The organism is Pseudomonas sp. RIT-562 (assembly GCF_026241895.1).
In the GTDB taxonomy this organism is placed as follows: Bacteria; Pseudomonadota; Gammaproteobacteria; order Pseudomonadales; family Pseudomonadaceae; genus Aquipseudomonas; species Aquipseudomonas mandelii_F.
The window spans coordinates 92347-108985 of sequence record NZ_JAPJIV010000002.1 but is presented as its reverse complement, the minus strand read 5'-3'; the positions used below and the strand labels follow the sequence as shown (position 1 = coordinate 108985).

Annotated in this window: 14 protein-coding genes and 2 tRNA genes; 5 read left to right on the top strand and 11 right to left on the bottom strand. The window is 60.2% G+C overall.

Annotation, left to right across the window (positions count from 1 at the left end):
- The first annotated feature begins 156 nt into the window (after positions 1 to 156).
- Both erdR and ORL50_RS03225 read left to right on the top strand, forming a co-directional pair.
- On the top strand, positions 157 to 807 hold the full coding sequence (gene erdR / locus ORL50_RS03230; RefSeq protein ID WP_266009783.1) for a response regulator transcription factor ErdR: 651 nt from the start codon (positions 157 to 159) through the stop codon (positions 805 to 807).
- Positions 808 to 882: 75 nt separating this feature from the next.
- On the top strand, positions 883 to 1245 hold the full coding sequence (locus tag ORL50_RS03225; RefSeq protein WP_247288596.1) for a diacylglycerol kinase: 363 nt from the start codon (positions 883 to 885) through the stop codon (positions 1243 to 1245).
- Here ORL50_RS03225 and ORL50_RS03220 read toward each other — a convergent pair.
- A complete protein-coding gene (locus ORL50_RS03220; RefSeq protein ID WP_266009782.1) occupies positions 1242 to 2168 on the bottom strand; it encodes a LysR family transcriptional regulator in 927 nt (308 codons plus the stop codon). The genes ORL50_RS03225 and ORL50_RS03220 overlap by 4 nt on opposite strands.
- A gap of 122 nt (positions 2169 to 2290) precedes the next feature.
- On the opposite strand from ORL50_RS03220, the gene fpr reads away from it, so the two are divergent.
- Positions 2291 to 3070 (top strand): ferredoxin-NADP reductase, encoded by a 780-nt coding sequence (fpr, locus tag ORL50_RS03215; RefSeq protein WP_008054100.1) that lies wholly within the window; start codon positions 2291 to 2293, stop codon positions 3068 to 3070.
- Positions 3071 to 3230: 160 nt separating this feature from the next.
- Here fpr and tsaA read toward each other — a convergent pair whose 3' ends face one another.
- The 5 genes from tsaA to rimO all read right to left on the bottom strand — a co-directional run bounded on the left by tsaA (position 3231) and on the right by rimO (position 7231).
- Positions 3231 to 3932 (bottom strand): tRNA (N6-threonylcarbamoyladenosine(37)-N6)-methyltransferase TrmO, encoded by a 702-nt coding sequence (tsaA, locus tag ORL50_RS03210; RefSeq protein ID WP_266009781.1) that lies wholly within the window; start codon positions 3930 to 3932, stop codon positions 3231 to 3233.
- Positions 3933 to 3948: 16 nt separating this feature from the next.
- Positions 3949 to 4419: a YehS family protein gene (locus ORL50_RS03205; RefSeq protein WP_266009780.1), complete on the bottom strand. Its 471-nt coding sequence runs from the start codon at positions 4417 to 4419 to the stop codon at positions 3949 to 3951.
- Positions 4420 to 4494: 75 nt separating this feature from the next.
- The gene (locus tag ORL50_RS03200) at positions 4495 to 5205 is read right to left on the bottom strand and encodes an rRNA pseudouridine synthase (protein WP_266009779.1); all 711 of its coding nucleotides are present in this window, start codon (positions 5203 to 5205) and stop codon (positions 4495 to 4497) included.
- Positions 5206 to 5309: 104 nt separating this feature from the next.
- Entirely contained in the window at positions 5310 to 5783 is a 474-nt protein-coding gene (locus ORL50_RS03195; protein ID WP_266009778.1) for a GNAT family N-acetyltransferase, read from the bottom strand.
- A 110-nt stretch (positions 5784 to 5893) separates the two neighbouring features.
- Positions 5894 to 7231, bottom strand: a complete 1338-nt coding sequence (gene rimO / locus ORL50_RS03190; RefSeq protein WP_266009777.1) for a 30S ribosomal protein S12 methylthiotransferase RimO — start codon at positions 7229 to 7231, stop codon at positions 5894 to 5896.
- Positions 7232 to 7519: 288 nt separating this feature from the next.
- Here rimO and ORL50_RS03185 point away from each other — a divergent pair, with 288 nt between their 5' ends.
- Complete coding sequence (locus ORL50_RS03185; protein ID WP_266009776.1) at positions 7520 to 9421, top strand: potassium transporter Kup; 1902 nt, start codon at positions 7520 to 7522, stop codon at positions 9419 to 9421.
- A gap of 187 nt (positions 9422 to 9608) precedes the next feature.
- Here the strand turns inward: ORL50_RS03185 and ORL50_RS03180 are convergent, their stop codons facing one another.
- The 4 genes from ORL50_RS03180 to ORL50_RS03165 all read right to left on the bottom strand — a co-directional run bounded on the left by ORL50_RS03180 (position 9609) and on the right by ORL50_RS03165 (position 14206).
- Complete coding sequence (locus tag ORL50_RS03180; RefSeq protein ID WP_266009775.1) at positions 9609 to 10904, bottom strand: virulence factor family protein; 1296 nt, start codon at positions 10902 to 10904, stop codon at positions 9609 to 9611.
- Entirely contained in the window at positions 10904 to 13546 is a 2643-nt protein-coding gene (gene mprF, locus ORL50_RS03175; protein ID WP_266009774.1) for a bifunctional lysylphosphatidylglycerol flippase/synthetase MprF, read from the bottom strand. The genes ORL50_RS03180 and mprF overlap by 1 nt, the downstream gene beginning before the upstream one ends.
- 277 nt (positions 13547 to 13823) lie before the next feature.
- A tRNA-Met gene (locus ORL50_RS03170) sits at positions 13824 to 13900 on the bottom strand.
- A gap of 229 nt (positions 13901 to 14129) precedes the next feature.
- Positions 14130 to 14206: transfer RNA gene (locus tag ORL50_RS03165), tRNA-Met, on the bottom strand.
- A gap of 296 nt (positions 14207 to 14502) precedes the next feature.
- Here ORL50_RS03165 and dinB point away from each other — a divergent pair.
- Positions 14503 to 15564 carry a DNA polymerase IV gene (dinB, locus tag ORL50_RS03160; protein WP_266009773.1) on the top strand — a complete coding sequence of 354 codons (1062 nt, stop codon included), beginning with the start codon at positions 14503 to 14505 and terminating at the stop codon, positions 15562 to 15564.
- A 104-nt stretch (positions 15565 to 15668) separates the two neighbouring features.
- Here the strand turns inward: dinB and ORL50_RS03155 are convergent, their stop codons facing one another.
- Positions 15669 to 16622 carry a hypothetical protein gene (locus ORL50_RS03155; RefSeq protein ID WP_266009772.1) on the bottom strand — a complete coding sequence of 318 codons (954 nt, stop codon included), beginning with the start codon at positions 16620 to 16622 and terminating at the stop codon, positions 15669 to 15671.
- Between the last annotated feature and the right edge of the window lie 17 nt (positions 16623 to 16639).

The window sequence follows — 16639 nt, the reverse complement described above, 5'->3', positions numbered from 1 at the left end:
TTGACCACCCCGGCTTCGCTGGGCATGCTTGGCGCCGATTGGGGCGCGGCCAAGGTTTGAAACGCCGTTTTATCGGGTAATTGGCGTTGAACGTGCCCTGTTGGTGCAGCTCAGTGGCTGTACCTCAGTTGTTTGAAAAACAGGATCATTTGAAAAATGGCCACATACGAAATCCTGATTGCCGATGACCACCCACTTTTTCGTAGCGCATTGCATCAGGCGTTGACCCTGGGTCTCGGCCCGGAAGTCCGCTTAGTGGAGGTCGCGAGCATTGCCGAACTGGAGACTCGCCTGGACGAAAAGTCCGACTGGGATCTGGTGCTGCTCGACTTGAACATGCCCGGAGCGTACGGATTTTCCGGCCTGGTGCTGTTGCGCGGGCAGTACCCACAGATTCCGGTGGTGATGGTGTCGGCCCAGGAAGAAGCCTCGATCATGGTCAAGTCCCGCGAGTTCGGCGCCAGTGGTTTTATTCCCAAGTCCAGCGACCTGAGTGTCATTCAGAAGGCCGTTCGGGCGGTGTTGGATGGCGATGTGTTCTGGCCCCCACAGGCTTTCGAGGCGGTCAGTGTGTCCGATGAAGCCAAGGCGGCCAGTCAAGGCCTGGCAAGTCTCACGCCCCAGCAGTTCCGGGTATTGACCATGGTGTGTGAAGGCTTGCTGAACAAGCAGATTGCTTATGAGCTGAGCGTGTCGGAAGCCACCATCAAGGCCCATGTGACCGCCATCTTTCGCAAGCTGAATGTGCGCACTCGTACCCAGGCGGCTTTGCTCTTGCAACAACTTGAGTCAATTTCGAGCCATTAAACTCGGCACATTCACGCTTTTTTGACTTTTACTGGTCTAGCTTTCCCACTCCTTTTTGGTGCAGTTGCTTACTCTATGTCCCCTTTCAAAGGCCAGACCGGCCTCAAACGCATCCTCAATGCTTCGGGTTATTCACTGGATGGGCTGCGCGCCGCCTTCACCGGCGAGGCCGCTTTCCGCCAGTTGGTGTTGCTGAACGTGATCCTGGTACCGCTGTCGTTCTTCCTGAATGTCAGCCGGGTGGAGCAGGCGTTGTTGATCGCCGTGTGCCTGCTGGCGCTGATCGTCGAGCTGCTCAATTCCGCAGTCGAAGCAGCCATCGACCGCATCTCCCTTGAATTGCACCCCTTGTCCAAGAATGCCAAGGACATGGGCAGTGCCGCGCAGTTCGTGGCACTGACCATGATTGCGCTGGTCTGGGCGGTCATCCTGCTTTAAGCGATGGTGGGCAGGACGATCTCGTCGCTGCGCTGGACCCCGGCGGTGAAGGCGCGGCACAAGTCGAGGAATTCGCGCATCGCCGAGGTCTGGTATTTCTGTTTGTGCCAGATGAAATAGAACTGCCGCGCCAAGTCCAGGTCTGGCGTTTCCACTGCTACCAGGCTGCCGCGGCGGAATGCATCGCGCAGCGCCAGCCGCGAGATGCAACCTATCCCCAGGCCTGACTCGACCGCGCGCTTGATCGCCTCGGTGTGTTCCAGCTCCAGGCGAATGTTCAGCGCGCTGCGGTGATGACGCATGGCCTGGTCAAACGTCAGGCGCGTACCGGAACCCTGTTCGCGCAGGATCCAGGCCTCTTGCGCCAACTCCTCCATACTCGCCGTGCCACGTACGGCCAAGGGATGCTGCGGCGCGCAGAACACCACCAGCTCATCCTCGACCCAGCTCTGCACTTCGATGTCCGGATGGCTGCAATCGCCTTCGATCAGACCCAGGTCAATTTCATAATGCGCGACTTGTTGCACGATGTTGGCAGTGTTCTGCACGTGCAGTTTCACCTGGCTTTCCGGGTGACGCTGCATGAAGCTGCCGATCAGCAGGGTGGCGAGGTAATTGCCGATCGTCAGGGTGGCGCCGACAGCCAAAGAGCCAAAACCGGACTTGCCGTTGAGCAGGTCTTCGATTTCCTTGGCCTGATCGAGCAGGGCGACGGCTTGGGGCAGTAGCTGTTTACCCAGGGCGTTGAGGCTCAGCCGTTTGCCCGCGCGGTCAAACAGCTGGCAACTGGACTGGCGCTCCAGTTCGGTGATCGAAGTGCTGGCCGCCGATTGTGAGAGGTTGAGCAGTCCCGCAGCACGGGATACGCTTTCCTGCTGGGCGACAGCGACGAAGACTTGCAGTTGACGGAGAGTAAATCGCATATCTATATAACCGATAACCCTTATCTTAATAATCCATTTAACAGATATTGTCGCTGCCATTAGAATGCGATGCAATTGCGCACATCACAGGCGCAGGCAATATCTCCAGGAGTCCCACGTACATGAGCAACATGAACCACGAGCGTGTCCTCAGTGTTCATCACTGGAACGACACTCTGTTCAGCTTCAAGTGCACCCGCGACCCGGGTCTGCGCTTCGAGAACGGTCAGTTCGTGATGATCGGCCTGCAACAGCCCAACGGCCGGCCGCTCATGCGCGCGTACTCGATTGCCAGCCCGAACTGGGAAGAGCATCTCGAGTTCTTCAGCATCAAGGTGCCAGATGGCCCGCTGACTTCCCAGTTGCAGCACCTGAAGGAAGGCGACGAGATCATCATCAGCAAGAAGCCTACGGGCACGCTGGTGCTGGACGACCTGAAACCTGGCAAACACCTGTACCTGCTCAGCACGGGTACTGGCCTGGCGCCATTTATGAGCGTCATCCAGGATCCGGAAACCTACGAGCGTTTCGAAAAAGTGATCCTGTGCCACGGCGTACGTTACGTCAACGAAGTCGCTTACCGCGAATTCATCACCGAGCACCTGCCGCAGAACGAATTCTTCGGCGATGCCCTGCGTGACAAGTTGATCTACTACCCAACCGTGACCCGCGAGCCATTCGAGAACGAAGGTCGCCTGACCGACCTGATGCGCAGCGGCAAGCTGTTCAGCGATATCGGCCTGCCACCGATCAACCCGCAGGACGACCGCGCCATGCTCTGCGGCAGCCCGAGCATGCTCGACGAGACCAGCGAAGTGTTGAACAGCTTCGGCCTGAAAGTTTCGCCGCGGATGCGCGAGCCGGGTGATTACCTGATCGAGCGAGCGTTCGTGGAAAAATAAGCAATTCGCAGCACCAGAGTGCCCCCATCGCTTGATCAGGTGATGGGGGCATTTTTATGTCCGCCATATTTCGGGTAGGAGCTGCCGAAGGCTGCGATCTTTTGATCTTAAAATTCGGAAAAGAAAATCAAGGTCAAAAGATCGCAGCCTTCGGCAGCTCCTACGAGTTGGATGCGAGGATGACTTCCAGGACGCGGATCACGCCCGCCTCGGGATAATGCCAGCGCACATCCACATCCCAGAACTGCGCGCCATACTCCCGCTCAGGTGCAGGAGTCTGGTAGGCCGGGCGCGGATCCTGTGCCAGGCACTGCTCGATCAGCGCGACCAAGGGCTCCTCAAGGCGCTGGGCATGGCCATAGGCCTGCTGCAGCGCTGTGTCCGTCCACAGCACGGGAATCAACAGCGGCGCAGCGCTGGCGATGCTGTTGGAGGCCGTGTCGATGATGTCGGCGTAGGGCACGTAGGGCTTGATGTCGAGGACCGGTGTGCCATCCAGCAGATCGATGCCGGAAATGAACAGACGGTTGGCCTCGACTTTGTCCAGCTTCACCACCGATTGGCCAATTCCGTTCGGTCGATGCGTCGCCCGAGTGGCAAACACGCCCATGGATTTGTTGCCGCCAAGGCGAGGCGGGCGGACTTTCAGCCGCGGCTTGTCCTCCAGCGCCTGGTGGAACAGGAACAGCAGCCAGACGTGGCTGACCTGCTCCAAGCCCTGCACCGCATCACCCTGATCGAACGGCGTCACCAACTCCAGCACACCGCGCGCGGCGGGTGCCAGTTGCGGTTGGCGCGGGATGGCGAATTTCTCCTTGAAGCAGGAGCGCACGAAGCCGATGGGGGAAACGCTGTAGGTCATGGTTTTGGGGGCGCGATTATTGCGGACGCACGCGCAGGGTCAGGCCCTTGAGGAAGTTGCGCAGCAACTGGTCGCCGCATGCGCGGTAGTTGGTGTGACCGAACTTGCGGAACAGGGCGCTCAGCTCGGGCTTGGACACCGGGAACTCCGCAGCTTTGAGAATGGCGTGCATGTCGTCTTCCTTCAGCTCGAAGGCCACGCGCAGCTTCTTCAGGATGATGTTGTTGGTCACTGGCGTTTCGATTGGCTGCGGCGGACGGCTGTCGTCCTTGCCGCGCTTGAAGATCACCAGGCCATCGAGGAAATGCGCCATGACTTCATCCGGGCAGCGCACGAAGCCTTCTTCGTCTTCCTCTTTCTTGTCCAGGTAAGTCAGCAGATCTTCCAGGCTCACGTCCATGCCGCCGAGCTTGATGATCTCGATGACTTTCTTGTCGCTGATGTCGAGCATGTAGCGCACGCTGCGCAGTACGTCATTGTGGATCATGGTGTGCAGTCCTGATATTCAGCAGTGGGCGCCGCTCAAGTTGCGGCGCCAAAATGTAGGGCGGCGTGAAAAGTCTTAGAACTTCTCTTTGCCGGACAGGTAGCGCCATTGCCCCAATGGCACCTTGCCAATAGACACTCCGCCGATACGGATGCGGCGGATGGCAACGACCTTCAGGCCGACAGCCTGGCAGAACAGGGCGATCACACCCGGTTGTGGATTCTTCATCGCGAAGCGCAGGCGGTTTTCGTTCTGCCAGCTGGCCTTCACCGCTGGCAGCTCCTTGCCCTTGTAAGTCAGGCCGTGATTGAGGCGGTTAAGACCGTGAGCGACCATGTCGCCTTCAACCTCGACTACGTACTCTTGCTCGATCTTGGCGGAGTCAGCAGTCAGCTTGCGCAGGATCTTCCAGTCCTGGGTGAACACCAGCAGGCCGCTGGCATTGGCCTGCAGGTCGGTGCTGGCGGTCAGGCGCAGGAAGTGGCCCTTGAGCGGGCGTTTGCTGAAGCGGTGCTCTTCGCTCAGGGTTTCGGCGCTGAGGGTGCTCATGGCCGTTTCCGCGTCCATGCCGGCCGGGACGTTGAACAGAATGGTCACCGGCTCCGGCGCAGTCGCCTTGGCCTCTGGATCCAGCTCGACTTTCTGGGTGTCGACCTTGAATTGCGGCTCGTCGATGACTTCACCGTCCACGGTGACCCAGCCGCCCTCGATGAACAGCTCAGCCTCCCGACGGGAGCAGCCGACGAGTTCGATGAGGCGTTTGGAGAGACGAATCGGGTCAGTCATGACAGGGCCGTAACAAAAAAGGGGTGGGCATTGTACCTGCTGGGCGCCGGTTAATCCCGGCTCCATTTGCCGCAGATGCTTTTAATGTGGTGGTTCATGCTGTGTCAGCCATTGCGAGTCTTTTGTTGTGTCTGGCGCAGGCGCATGTGCAACAACGGATAGGGCTGCCCCATCCCGTCATGCTCCGTGCGACCAATCACCTCGAAGCCCTGCTTGAAGTAGAACCCCAGCGCCTGCGGGTTCTGTTCGTTGACGTCCAGTTCATCGGCATTCAGGTGTTCCATCGCATAGCGTAGCAACTGCTTGCCAAGGCCCTGGCCACGGTGAGCCGGGTCGATGAAGAGCATTTCGATCTTGCCCGCCGCGACTCCGGCAAAACCGGTGATGCGCTGGTTTGCATCCCTGGTGCAGATCAGCATGACCGCATCCAGATAGCGGGTCAGCACCAGATTTTTCAGCAGTTCGATGTAGCTCTCCGGCAGAAAGTCATGGGTCGCGCGAACAGAGGCTTCCCAGACTTGGGTGAGTTCTGCGTAGTCACTGAGTTTCGGTGTATGGATGACCGAATGATGGCGCATGGCCCTGTGCCCCTTGGGTAGTAAACGAGACGAATCCTTTCCTCACAAAACGATAGACGTAAAAAAGCCCCGCATCTCGTCAGGAGAGCAGGGCTTTTCGATTTTTCGCTTTAGATCTGTTCAGCCCACAGGTCGTATTCGTCGGCGTCGGTCACTTTGCACCAGACTTTGTCGCCCGGCTTCAGGTTGCTGCCGTTGTCGATGAACACGTTACCGTCGATTTCCGGAGCATCGAAGAAGCAGCGGCCAACGGCGCCTTGCTCGTCGACTTCATCGACCAGGACTTCGATTTCACGGCCGACACGCATTTGCAGGCGAGCCGAGCTGATGGCCTGCTGGTGCGCCATGAAACGGTCCCAACGGTCCTGCTTGACGTCATCCGGAACGATTTCCAGGTCCATGTCGTTGGCCGGAGCGCCATCGACCGGCGAGTACTGGAAGCAGCCCACGCGATCGAGCTGGGCTTCGGTCAGCCAGTTCAGCAGGTACTGGAAGTCTTCTTCGGTTTCGCCAGGGAAGCCGACGATGAAGGTCGAGCGGATGATCAGGTCCGGGCAGATTTCGCGCCAGTTCTTGATGCGCGCCAGGGTCTTGTCTTCGAAGGCCGGACGTTTCATCGACTTCAGGACTTTCGGGCTGGCGTGCTGGAACGGGATGTCGAGGTACGGCAGGATTTTCCCGGCGGCCATCAACGGGATCAACTCATCGACGTGCGGGTACGGGTACACGTAGTGCAGGCGAACCCACACGCCCATGGAGCCGAGGGCTTCGCAAAGTTCGGTCATACGGGTTTTAACCGGGGCGCCGTTCCAGAAACCGGTGCGGTACTTCACGTCGACGCCGTAGGCGCTGGTGTCCTGGGAGATCACCAGCAGCTCCTTGACGCCGGCCTTGACCAGGCGCTGGGCTTCGTCGAGCACATCACCGATCGGACGGCTGACCAGCTTGCCGCGCATCGAGGGGATGATGCAGAAGCTGCAGCTGTGGTTGCAGCCTTCGGAAATCTTCAGGTAGGCGTAGTGGCGCGGGGTCAGCTTGATCCCTTGTGGCGGCACCAGGTCGATCAGCGGGTTGTGATCCTGGCGCGGCGGCACGGCGTCGTGCACGGCGTTGACCACTTGTTCGTATTGCTGCGGGCCCGTCACGGACAACACGCTTGGGTGAATATTGCGAATGTTGCCTTCTTCGACGCCCATGCAGCCGGTGACGATGACCTTGCCGTTTTCCTTGATGGCTTCGCCGATCACTTCAAGCGATTCGGCCTTGGCCGAGTCGATAAAGCCGCAGGTGTTGACCACAACGACGTCGGCGTCCTGATAAGTGGACACCACGTCATAACCTTCCATGCGCAGCTGGGTAAGGATGCGCTCGGAGTCGACCAGTGCTTTGGGGCAACCCAGGGATACGAAGCCAACCTTTGGATTGGCCGGCGCAGGAGTGGTGGACATGTCTAACCTCGGTATTTGTGACGCCTGCGGCCGGGAAGGGCGAGGCGGCTGACGGACGCTTTATGGCGTCTCTGATCAAAAAGTGCGCAATTCTAGCGATGGGAGACGCACTTGACCAGCTTTATGCAGGGAAATACGACGAGTGCTGCGCTATGCTTCGCGCCGTAACGCTGTATCGATTTTTTATAGTCAATAAAACGTCTGTAACAGCAAGTAAATCAGCGCATGCTGCAAGCCAAAGCATAGTGCTTTTTCAAGGCAGTCCGGGTCTGGGTGTGGGAGTGGTGGATGGGTCAGGCAAGTAGTCAGGCGGCGGGCAGCGGGCATTCGGCGGCAAAACCGATCGGGATGCTGGTCGCGGCAGTGGGGGTAGTTTACGGCGATATCGGCACCAGCCCGTTGTACACCCTCAAGGAAGTCTTTTCCGGTGGGTATGGCGTGCCGGTCACTCACGACGGGGTGCTGGGGATTCTGGCGCTGATCTTCTGGTCGCTGATCTGGGTGGTCTCGATCAAATACATGATGTTCGTGCTGCGCGCCGACAACCAGGGTGAGGGCGGCATCATGGCGCTCACGGCCCTGGCTCGACGGGCTGCTGCAGGACATGCGCGGTTGCGCAGTCTGTTGGTGGTTTGCGGCTTGATCGGCGCCGCGCTGTTCTACGGCGATAGCATGATTACCCCGGCGATTTCCGTACTGTCGGCGATCGAGGGCCTCGGCCTGGCCTTCGATGGTATCGACCACTGGGTGGTGCCGCTGTCATTGGTGGTGCTGGTGGCGCTGTTCCTGATTCAGCGCCACGGCACGGCGCGCATCGGCATTCTGTTCGGGCCGATCATGGTCACCTGGTTTCTGGTACTGGGGGCCCTGGGCGTGTATGGCATCCTGCAGCACCCCGAAGTGCTGCACGCGATGAACCCGATGTGGGGCGTGCGTTTCTTCGTCGTGCATCCGGGCATGGGCGTGGCGATCCTCGGTGCCGTGGTGCTGGCCTTGACCGGCGCCGAAGCCTTATACGCGGATATGGGACATTTCGGCCGCAAGCCGATCGCCCGCGCCTGGTTCATCCTGGTACTGCCGGCACTGGTGCTGAACTACTTCGGCCAGGGCGCGCTGCTGCTCGGCGATCCCGAGGCGGCGCGTAACCCGTTCTATCTGCTGGCACCCAGCTGGGCGTTGATCCCGTTGGTGGGCTTGTCGACCATGGCGACGGTGATCGCTTCCCAGGCGGTAATTTCCGGGGCTTTCTCGCTGACGCGTCAGGCGATCCAATTGGGTTACATCCCGCGCATGCACATCCAGCACACCTCCAGTGCCGAGCAGGGCCAGATCTACATCGGCGCGGTAAATTGGTCGCTGATGGTCGGGGTGATTCTGCTGGTGCTGGGCTTCGAGTCTTCCGGCGCCCTGGCTTCGGCTTACGGCGTGGCGGTGACAGGCACGATGCTGATGACCACCATTCTGGTGTCGGCGGTGATACTGCTGCTGTGGAAATGGCCACCGGTCCTCGCGGTTCCGCTGTTGCTCGGTTTCCTGCTGGTAGACGGTCTGTACTTCGCTGCCAACGTGCCGAAAATCATTCAGGGTGGGGCGTTCCCGGTGATCGCCGGTATCGTGCTGTTTGTGCTGATGACCACCTGGAAACGCGGCAAGCAACTGCTGGTCGATCGTCTCGACGAGGGTGGGTTGCCGCTGCCGATCTTCATCAGCAGCATCGCCGTGCAACCGCCGCATCGCGTTCAGGGTACTGCCGTGTTCCTGACGGCGCGCCCGGACGCCGTGCCCCATGCGCTGCTGCACAACCTGCTGCATAACCAGGTGCTGCACGAGCAAGTGGTGCTGCTGACAGTGGTGTACGAAGACATCCCGCGGGTGCCGGCATCACGGCGTTTCGAGGTTGAATCCCACGGCGAAGGCTTCTTCCGGGTGATCCTGCACTTTGGCTTCGTCGACGAGCCGGACGTGCCGCAAGCGCTGAAGCTGTGTCATCTCGATGACCTCGACTTCAGCCCGATGCGCACCACTTACTTCCTCAGCCGCGAAACGGTGATTGCCTCCAAACTCGAAGGCATGGCTCGCTGGCGTGAAGCGCTGTTCGCGTTCATGTTGCAGAACGCCAATGGCAATTTGCGGTTCTTCAATCTGCCGTTGAATCGGGTGATTGAGCTGGGGACGCAGGTGGAGATGTAAGGCCGATCAAAAAAGCCTGTGGGAGCGGGCTTGCTCGCGAAAGCCTTCTGACATTCGACATTGATGTCGACTGGAGCTCCGCCTTCGCGAGCAAGCCCGCTCCCACAGGGATCCCGGCATGACCTTCAGGATGACAAAGCCCCCGCTACCGTAAGGCAGCGGGGGCTTTTTTGTACGGCGCCGCAGATTACTCCTCCGCCACCTTGTCCTTGCTCTGGCGCTTCTCGATCACGTCCACCAGCTGCTGGGCGAGTTTCGGATAGTTCTCGTCAAAGTGATGCCCACCCGGCAACTTCAGCGCTTCACCCACGGCGGTCTTGTCAGTGCAGCCGCTTTCATCGGCTTCCTCTTCACCGTAGATGCACACCACCTTCTCTGGTGGCAGCTTGGCCATTTCCGGGCCAGTGGCGGCTTCCTTGCCGGCGTTGCCCAGCCAGCCCTCGACTTCGATTTCGAAGCTGCCGGTGCGGGCGAAGGCCAGCAGGATGATGGCGTCGACGCGTTGCTGCTCGGCGGGCTCCAGGCGGTTGTAGATCGCTGGCAGGACATCGGCGCCGAATGAGTAACCGGTCAGGACGAAGCGCTTGGTGCCCCATTTCTGCCGGTAGTGCTGCATCAGCTCGGCCAGGTCGAGGGCACTTTGTTCGGGGCTTTTGTGCTGCCAGTAGTAGCGCAGGGTGTCGACGCCGACGACCGGATAACCGATTTTCGCCATCTCGCCCGCGACGTCGCGGTCAAGGTCGCGCCAGCCGCCATCTCCGGAGAGAAACAGGGTCACGGTGTCCTTGGCCTGGCCTGCGGGCACTTCGACTACCGGAATCTGCAGGCCGCCAGCGGCCTTGTCGCCGCCCACCAGGATTTTGCGCAGCTCGTTGTTCAAGACTTGCGGCAGATTGATGTCGTAGTCGCTGATGCTGGTTTCGGCGTTGGGCTGGTCACGCACAAAGCCGGCGCTGCTGTCGTCCGGGTTATCGTTCCAGGCGACCAGCCAGTGGCCATGGGCTGCGCTTTTTGGCAGCAGGTGGGTGCAACCGGGTTTTTCCAGGGCCAGGTCCACCGAGACGGCCTGGGCCTTGTCGTCTTTCTGTTCGGACAACCAGCGCCAGGCCAGCACGGCGCCGGGGCCGATGCCGCTGACCAGGGTTGCCGGGCCGTGCAGTTCGCGCAGGCCCGATTGCAAGGCGCGGCTTTGCAGCGGGCAGTCCTTGGGCAGGATCACCTGGACGATCTGCGCCGAACCGCTGCGGCTCAGGGTCAACAACTGTTTGTCGCTGAGCTTTTGTTCTTCAGTCACCGCCACCAGCACCTGGGCGCGCGGGGTAGTGCCGGGAATGACCCGGGTCATCGCCGCGCCATCTGCCGGCTTCAGCGATTCGAGGGTCGGTTCCGGGGCCGGGCGGTTGAGGTACCAGTAACCGCCACCGAGAATCAGGGCCAGCACTACCAGTGTGGCCAGTACGTACCGCAGGGAGCGTTGAATCATCAGCGTTTCACCAATCCAGTCAAGCCGCCTGCAATCAGGGCGGCAGTGTCGGCCAGCGCCACCAGCGGATCGAGTCCGGCGGGCACGGCCATATAACGGGGTTCCCAGTCAGGCTGGAACTTGTCTTTGAAGCGGCGCAAGCCTTGGAAGTTGTAGAGCTGCTCACCACGGCGGAAGACCATCGAGCCCAGGCGCTGGGTCAGTGGTGCCCCGCGACGAGGTTGCAACCCCGATAACGGCACCATGCCCAGGCTGAAGCGCGCGTATCCGTGACTCTTATAATGTTGAATCAGGCCGACCATCATGAATTCCATGGTCAGCTTTGGCGCTTCGGGGTGCGCGCGCATCAGGTCGAGGCTGGCCAGGTCGTGGCCGAAGGTCTCGAGCAGATTGGCGAATGCCACCGGGCGGCCTTCGAAGCGGATCACCGCGATGCGGAAATGCTTGAGGTAGTCCTGGCTGAAACGGCCAAGAGAGAAGCCTTTCTCGCGGACATTCTTGCCGGTCAGCCAGGCATCGGAAATCACCTTGAGCTCGTCCATCGGCGCCTGTCCCGGCTCGAAGATCTCCAGCGACAGACCGTCGCGGGTGCCGCGGTTCCAGGTGTAGCGCAGGTCCTTCATCTCCTTGCCCTTGGCCTCCAGGTCGAAGCGCTGCAGATCGACCCGCGCTTCCTCGCCCAGCTTGATCGCAGTCAAGCCGATGTCCATGTAGTACGGCAGGTTCTCGGCGCGTACCTGATAGAACACGGGGCGGGCGTGGTGGATGTCGCACAGGTCACGGAATTGCCAGATCATTTCCGCCCGCTGCTGGGCCGGGCCGATCGGGTCGTACAAGGCCACCAGGCTGCGACCGCGACGGGCGTACATCAGGAAGGCCTGCTCGTCAGGGTGGAACAGCAGCGCCTTGTCCCCGGTCAGCGCCAGGCCACCGTCTGGCTGGGCGGACGCCATGAGAATCTTCACCGCCCGGTCCAGCTCTTCAGGTGTCGGCAAGTGAATCACCGGACGTGCGGTGCGCAGCAGCCAGGTCAACGACACCACCAACAGCAAAACGGCGGCGCCGAGCAGCGAGCGCAGGCCTCGGGGCGCGTCGGCGTCAAGGGTGAACTGCCACCAGAGTTGATGGCTGTAGGGCACATCCTGATAGGCAAACAGCAGCAGCCAGATGGATGCGCCAAGTACGCACAGGCTCGACACCAGATACAGCGGCGAGAACGGCAGCTCGGTCAGGCGGCTCGGCCGATAGAACGAACGACGGAAGACCCCCAGCAGGCTGGCGGTCAGGGTCAACAGGCAGGCTTCCTCCCAGTCGAAGCCCTTGAGCAGGGAGAGCAGGGCGCCTACCAGCAACAGGATGGTGGTCAGCATCCAGGCCGCCGACAGGCGCCGACGGAGGCCCTGGGCCAGCAGCAGGCACAGCACGCCGATCAGGCTGGCGCCGAAGTGCGAGGCGTCGACCAGGCGATGGGGGATCAGAAAGCCGATGTGCTCCAGACGTGTGTCGATTTCCGGTGTTACTCCGGAGAACAGCAGCACCACGCCGGACAGGAACACCAGCACCGCCAGGATCGGCGCAGCCAGGCCGGAGGCGGCGCGCAGGGACTGACGGCTCTGGAACAGGCGCTGACCTTCGTTGATCAGCAGGAACACGCAAGCCACCAGCAATGGCAGCACAACATAGATCAGTCGATACAGGAGCAGGGCGGCGGCCAGCGGTGCGGCGCCGAGCTTGTCTGCGAAGGCGGCCAACAGGATCGCTTCGAACACCCCGACACCGCCGGGCACATGGCTGAGCACCCCGGCAGCCAGCGCCAGCAGGTACACCAGCAGGAAGGCACCAAAGGGTGGCGCCTCGGGCAACAGCAGGTACAGCACGGTGGCTGCTGCGGCGACATCCAGCGCGGTAATGATCAGTTGCAGGAACGTCAGGCGCCGTCCTGGCAGGCGCAATGTGCGACGCCCGGCCTTGACCAGGAGGTTGTCCGGATAAGGTTGCTCCGGCAGGCGCCGGCGATAGATGCCGATTGCCAGCACACTGAACAGCAGCAATACAGCAACGGCAACGCTGCCGAGTAACAGCTCGGACAGACCGAGGGCAGTCGCGGCCGCCGGCAGGTCACTGAGGGTTGCCAGCGCTGCGAGGGGCGGCAGGGCGCAGCCGAGCGAAAGGCTGGCGAACAGCGTCATGTGCGCGACTTCCGAGGCTCCCAGGCCATGCCGTGCATATAGACGGTAGCGCACCGAGCCACCGGAAAGCATCGACAGGCCGATGGCGTTGCCGATCGCAAACGCGGTGAAACCACCCAGGGCGAGAATCCGCGGCGCCAGTGTCACGCCGGCATAGCGGCTGGCCGACCATTCATAGCCCAGCAGAATAATGAAGCCGACCACAGTCGCTGCCAGCGCGCCGAGCAGGGCAGGCTTGGGTACTTCGAGGATCGAGTCGTGCAGAGCGTCCAGGTCCAGCTCGCTCAACAGGTGACGACAGGCAATCAGCGCGATGGCGAACAGCAACAAAGTCACGGCCAGGCCGATCGGCTGGCGGTATTTGCTGACCAGCTCCAGCAGGCGCAAACGACCCGGCTTGATTGGTTGTGTCGCTGTGACGGAGTCTTGTGGATCAGACGAGTTGGCGCGCATCAATCACCTCTTGGATTGTGCGCGACAGGATGGGGGTATCCAGCCAAGTTACCAATCCCTGTAGAAAAAAATAATCACAAATATTAACGTCACTCACCCTCATCAGGTGCAGGCACGCCATGGACCGTTGCGCAAAATGCTTCGCACCAGCATAGACCGAACTCAAGGTTCGAGTGATTCCAATCAGCCCGCCACAGGGTGGCAGATCATTGTTGCGAAAGGACTTTTTCGACAGATACAAAAAAGGCCACTCTTTCGAGTAGCCTTTTTTGATGTTTGGTTGCGGGAGCCGGATTTGAACCGACGACCTTCGGGTTATGAGCCCGACGAGCTACCAGACTGCTCCATCCCGCGTCTGTGTGGCGGCATTCTACAGAGGAACGCCGAGGTGTCAACCGTTAATCCTGAAACAAGCCAAATAAGCGTAAAAGAGTGATGCGCGGCGGCGCTGCAGCGCTAAGCCTCGGAATCAGAACGATTTCTATTTTTCGCAGGGGTTGAGCGTGCGATCAATAGCCTTCCATATCTACAAAACTAACAGGCACAAAAAAGGCCACTCTTTCGAGTAGCCTTTTTTGATGTTTGGTTGCGGGAGCCGGATTTGAACCGACGACCTTCGGGTTATGAGCCCGACGAGCTACCAGACTGCTCCATCCCGCGTCTGTGTGTCGGCATTCTACAGAGGATGGCGGGGCTGTCAACCGTCATTCAAGCGGAAAACTGTTCCTGTTCAATCGCTTAGCGCTAAAACGCCGGCCTGGAAATGGCTGCAGCTCAGGCGTGGCAAGGGTTGCAGCTCTATTGTGGAGAGCTTTTCGATTGAGAAAATAAATTCATCTTTTCTCCTACGTTTGGAAAAGAACCTTCCCACTACTGGTGCTATATACAGGTGTCGATGAGATACTGTTGATCCGACTCGTCCAAATCCTTATTCGCACAATGAATGCCGCTTCTTTATGACCCAGCGCAAAATCATCCACGTCGATTGTGACTGCTTCTACGCTGCCATCGAGATGCGTGACGACCCGCGGCTGGCCGGTAAACCCCTGGCCGTGGGCGGCTCTGCGGATCGGCGCGGGGTGATCGCGACCTGTAACTATGAGGCGCGGGCCTACGGTGTGCGTTCGGCCATGTCTTCAGGGCACGCGCTGAAGCTGTGTCCGGATCTCACTATCGTCAAACCACGCATGGACGCTTATAGGGAAGCATCAAAGGAAATTCACACGATCTTCCGCGACTACACCGACCTGATCGAGCCCCTGTCCCTGGATGAGGCCTATCTGGACGTGTCGGACAGTACGCATTTTGCCGGCAGTGCGACCCGGGTCGCCCAGGAAATCCGCCGGCGAGTCTCCAATCAGTTGCACATCACGGTCTCGGCCGGGGTGGCGCCCAACAAATTCCTGGCGAAGATCGCCAGCGACTGGAAGAAACCCAACGGACTGTTTGTCATTACTCCGGATCAGGTCGAGGATTTTGTCAGTGGCTTGCCAGTGAGCAAGTTGCATGGGGTGGGCAAGGTCACAGCGGACAAGCTGGGGCGACTGGGAATTGTCGACTGCTCGCATCTGCGCGAGTGGGACAAGTTGGCGCTGGTGCGTGAATTCGGCAGTTTTGGCGAGCGATTGTGGAGCCTGGCCCGTGGGATCGATGATCGGGTGGTTCACAACGACAGTCGGCGCCAGTCCATCAGCGTCGAAAACACCTACGACGTGGACTTGCCGGATCTGCAGAGCTGCCTGGACAAGCTCCCGGAATTGTTAGAGACGCTGGCCGGGCGCATGGCGCGGATCGACAGCAGCTACCGACCGGGCAAGCCGTTCGTTAAAGTGAAGTTTCACGATTTCACCCAGACCACCTTGGAGCAGGCCGGGGCAGGGCGGGATCTGGGGAGTTACCAGCTGTTGCTGACCCAGGCGTTCAATCGCGGCGGGAAGCCAGTGCGGTTGTTGGGGGTTGGGGTGCGGCTGGAGGATTTGCGCGGCGGGTTTGAGCAGATGGAGTTGTTTGAGCGGTAATTTTGCAGTGGCTATGAGGGCCTCATCGCGGGCAAGCCTTGCTCCCACAGGTGCTGAACTGTACTTGTGGGAGCAAGGCTTGCCCGCGATGCTTTCAAGAGGTGTTAATTGGGTCCCGGATCCGCCACCAGTCGCCCGGCATCCTTGGTCAATGACTTGAGGAATTCGGTCTGCAGCTCCGGATCATTGCGAGTCAGTTCAATCAGGCTCTGCTCCAGTTCCGTGGCTTCTTCTTCCAGTCCCAGCTCGGACAGGCGCTTGACCCGGTGCACCCACTGGCTCACTTCATCATCTTCGAGGTCGTCGTAGATCAGCCCGTGGGCCTCGAGCAGTTTGCCGCGCAGTGAGCTGCTGACGGCCAGGGACGAATCGACGTGCACGTCGTCCTGAGCGTCGGCGACACTGATCAGCAAGCGGGTCAGATGATTGATGTCATGTTCGGCGAACGGGCTGTCCAGCAGATTCAGGCGCAGGACGCCATTCTTGTCGGTGGTCAGCTCGAAGGTTTCCTTGCCGGCCTTGACCTGCACCGGGCGCTCGCTCCAGGGCAGGCTCGAGTACTCGGTGCGCTTGTCGAGCTGGACCTCGTCGATACCCGCCAGATTCTGCTGCGCACGACCGTGGGACTGCACGTTCATGAACGGGTTGAGCCCGGCGAAACCGTAGCTCAGCCAGTCCTTGGTCACGCTGTCGGGTAGATTGCCCAGGGCGAACACATTCACCACGTTCGCGCCGACACCGGCCACCACGGCCACCGCGCCCAGCGGAATCTCGTAAGTCTCCCGCCAGGGTTGGTAGGGCGTGTAGCGATCGTAGTGGCGAGTGACCTCGAACTCGGTGACTTCGAAGGTCTTCTGCTCGTGGATTTTCACCCGCCGTTGCGGCAGCTCAAGCACCTTCGGCTCGCCGACATCGACCTGCAGGCTGTGATCGAGCAATTTGCGCTCGACACGTTCCTCGTGCTCGCTGCGTTGTGACATGTGATTGGCACAGCCGCTGACCAGCAGGGTGCCGCACAGGGCGGCACCACCGAGGCCTAAGGTGTTTCGCTTGAACATGACTTCTCTATCTGGTG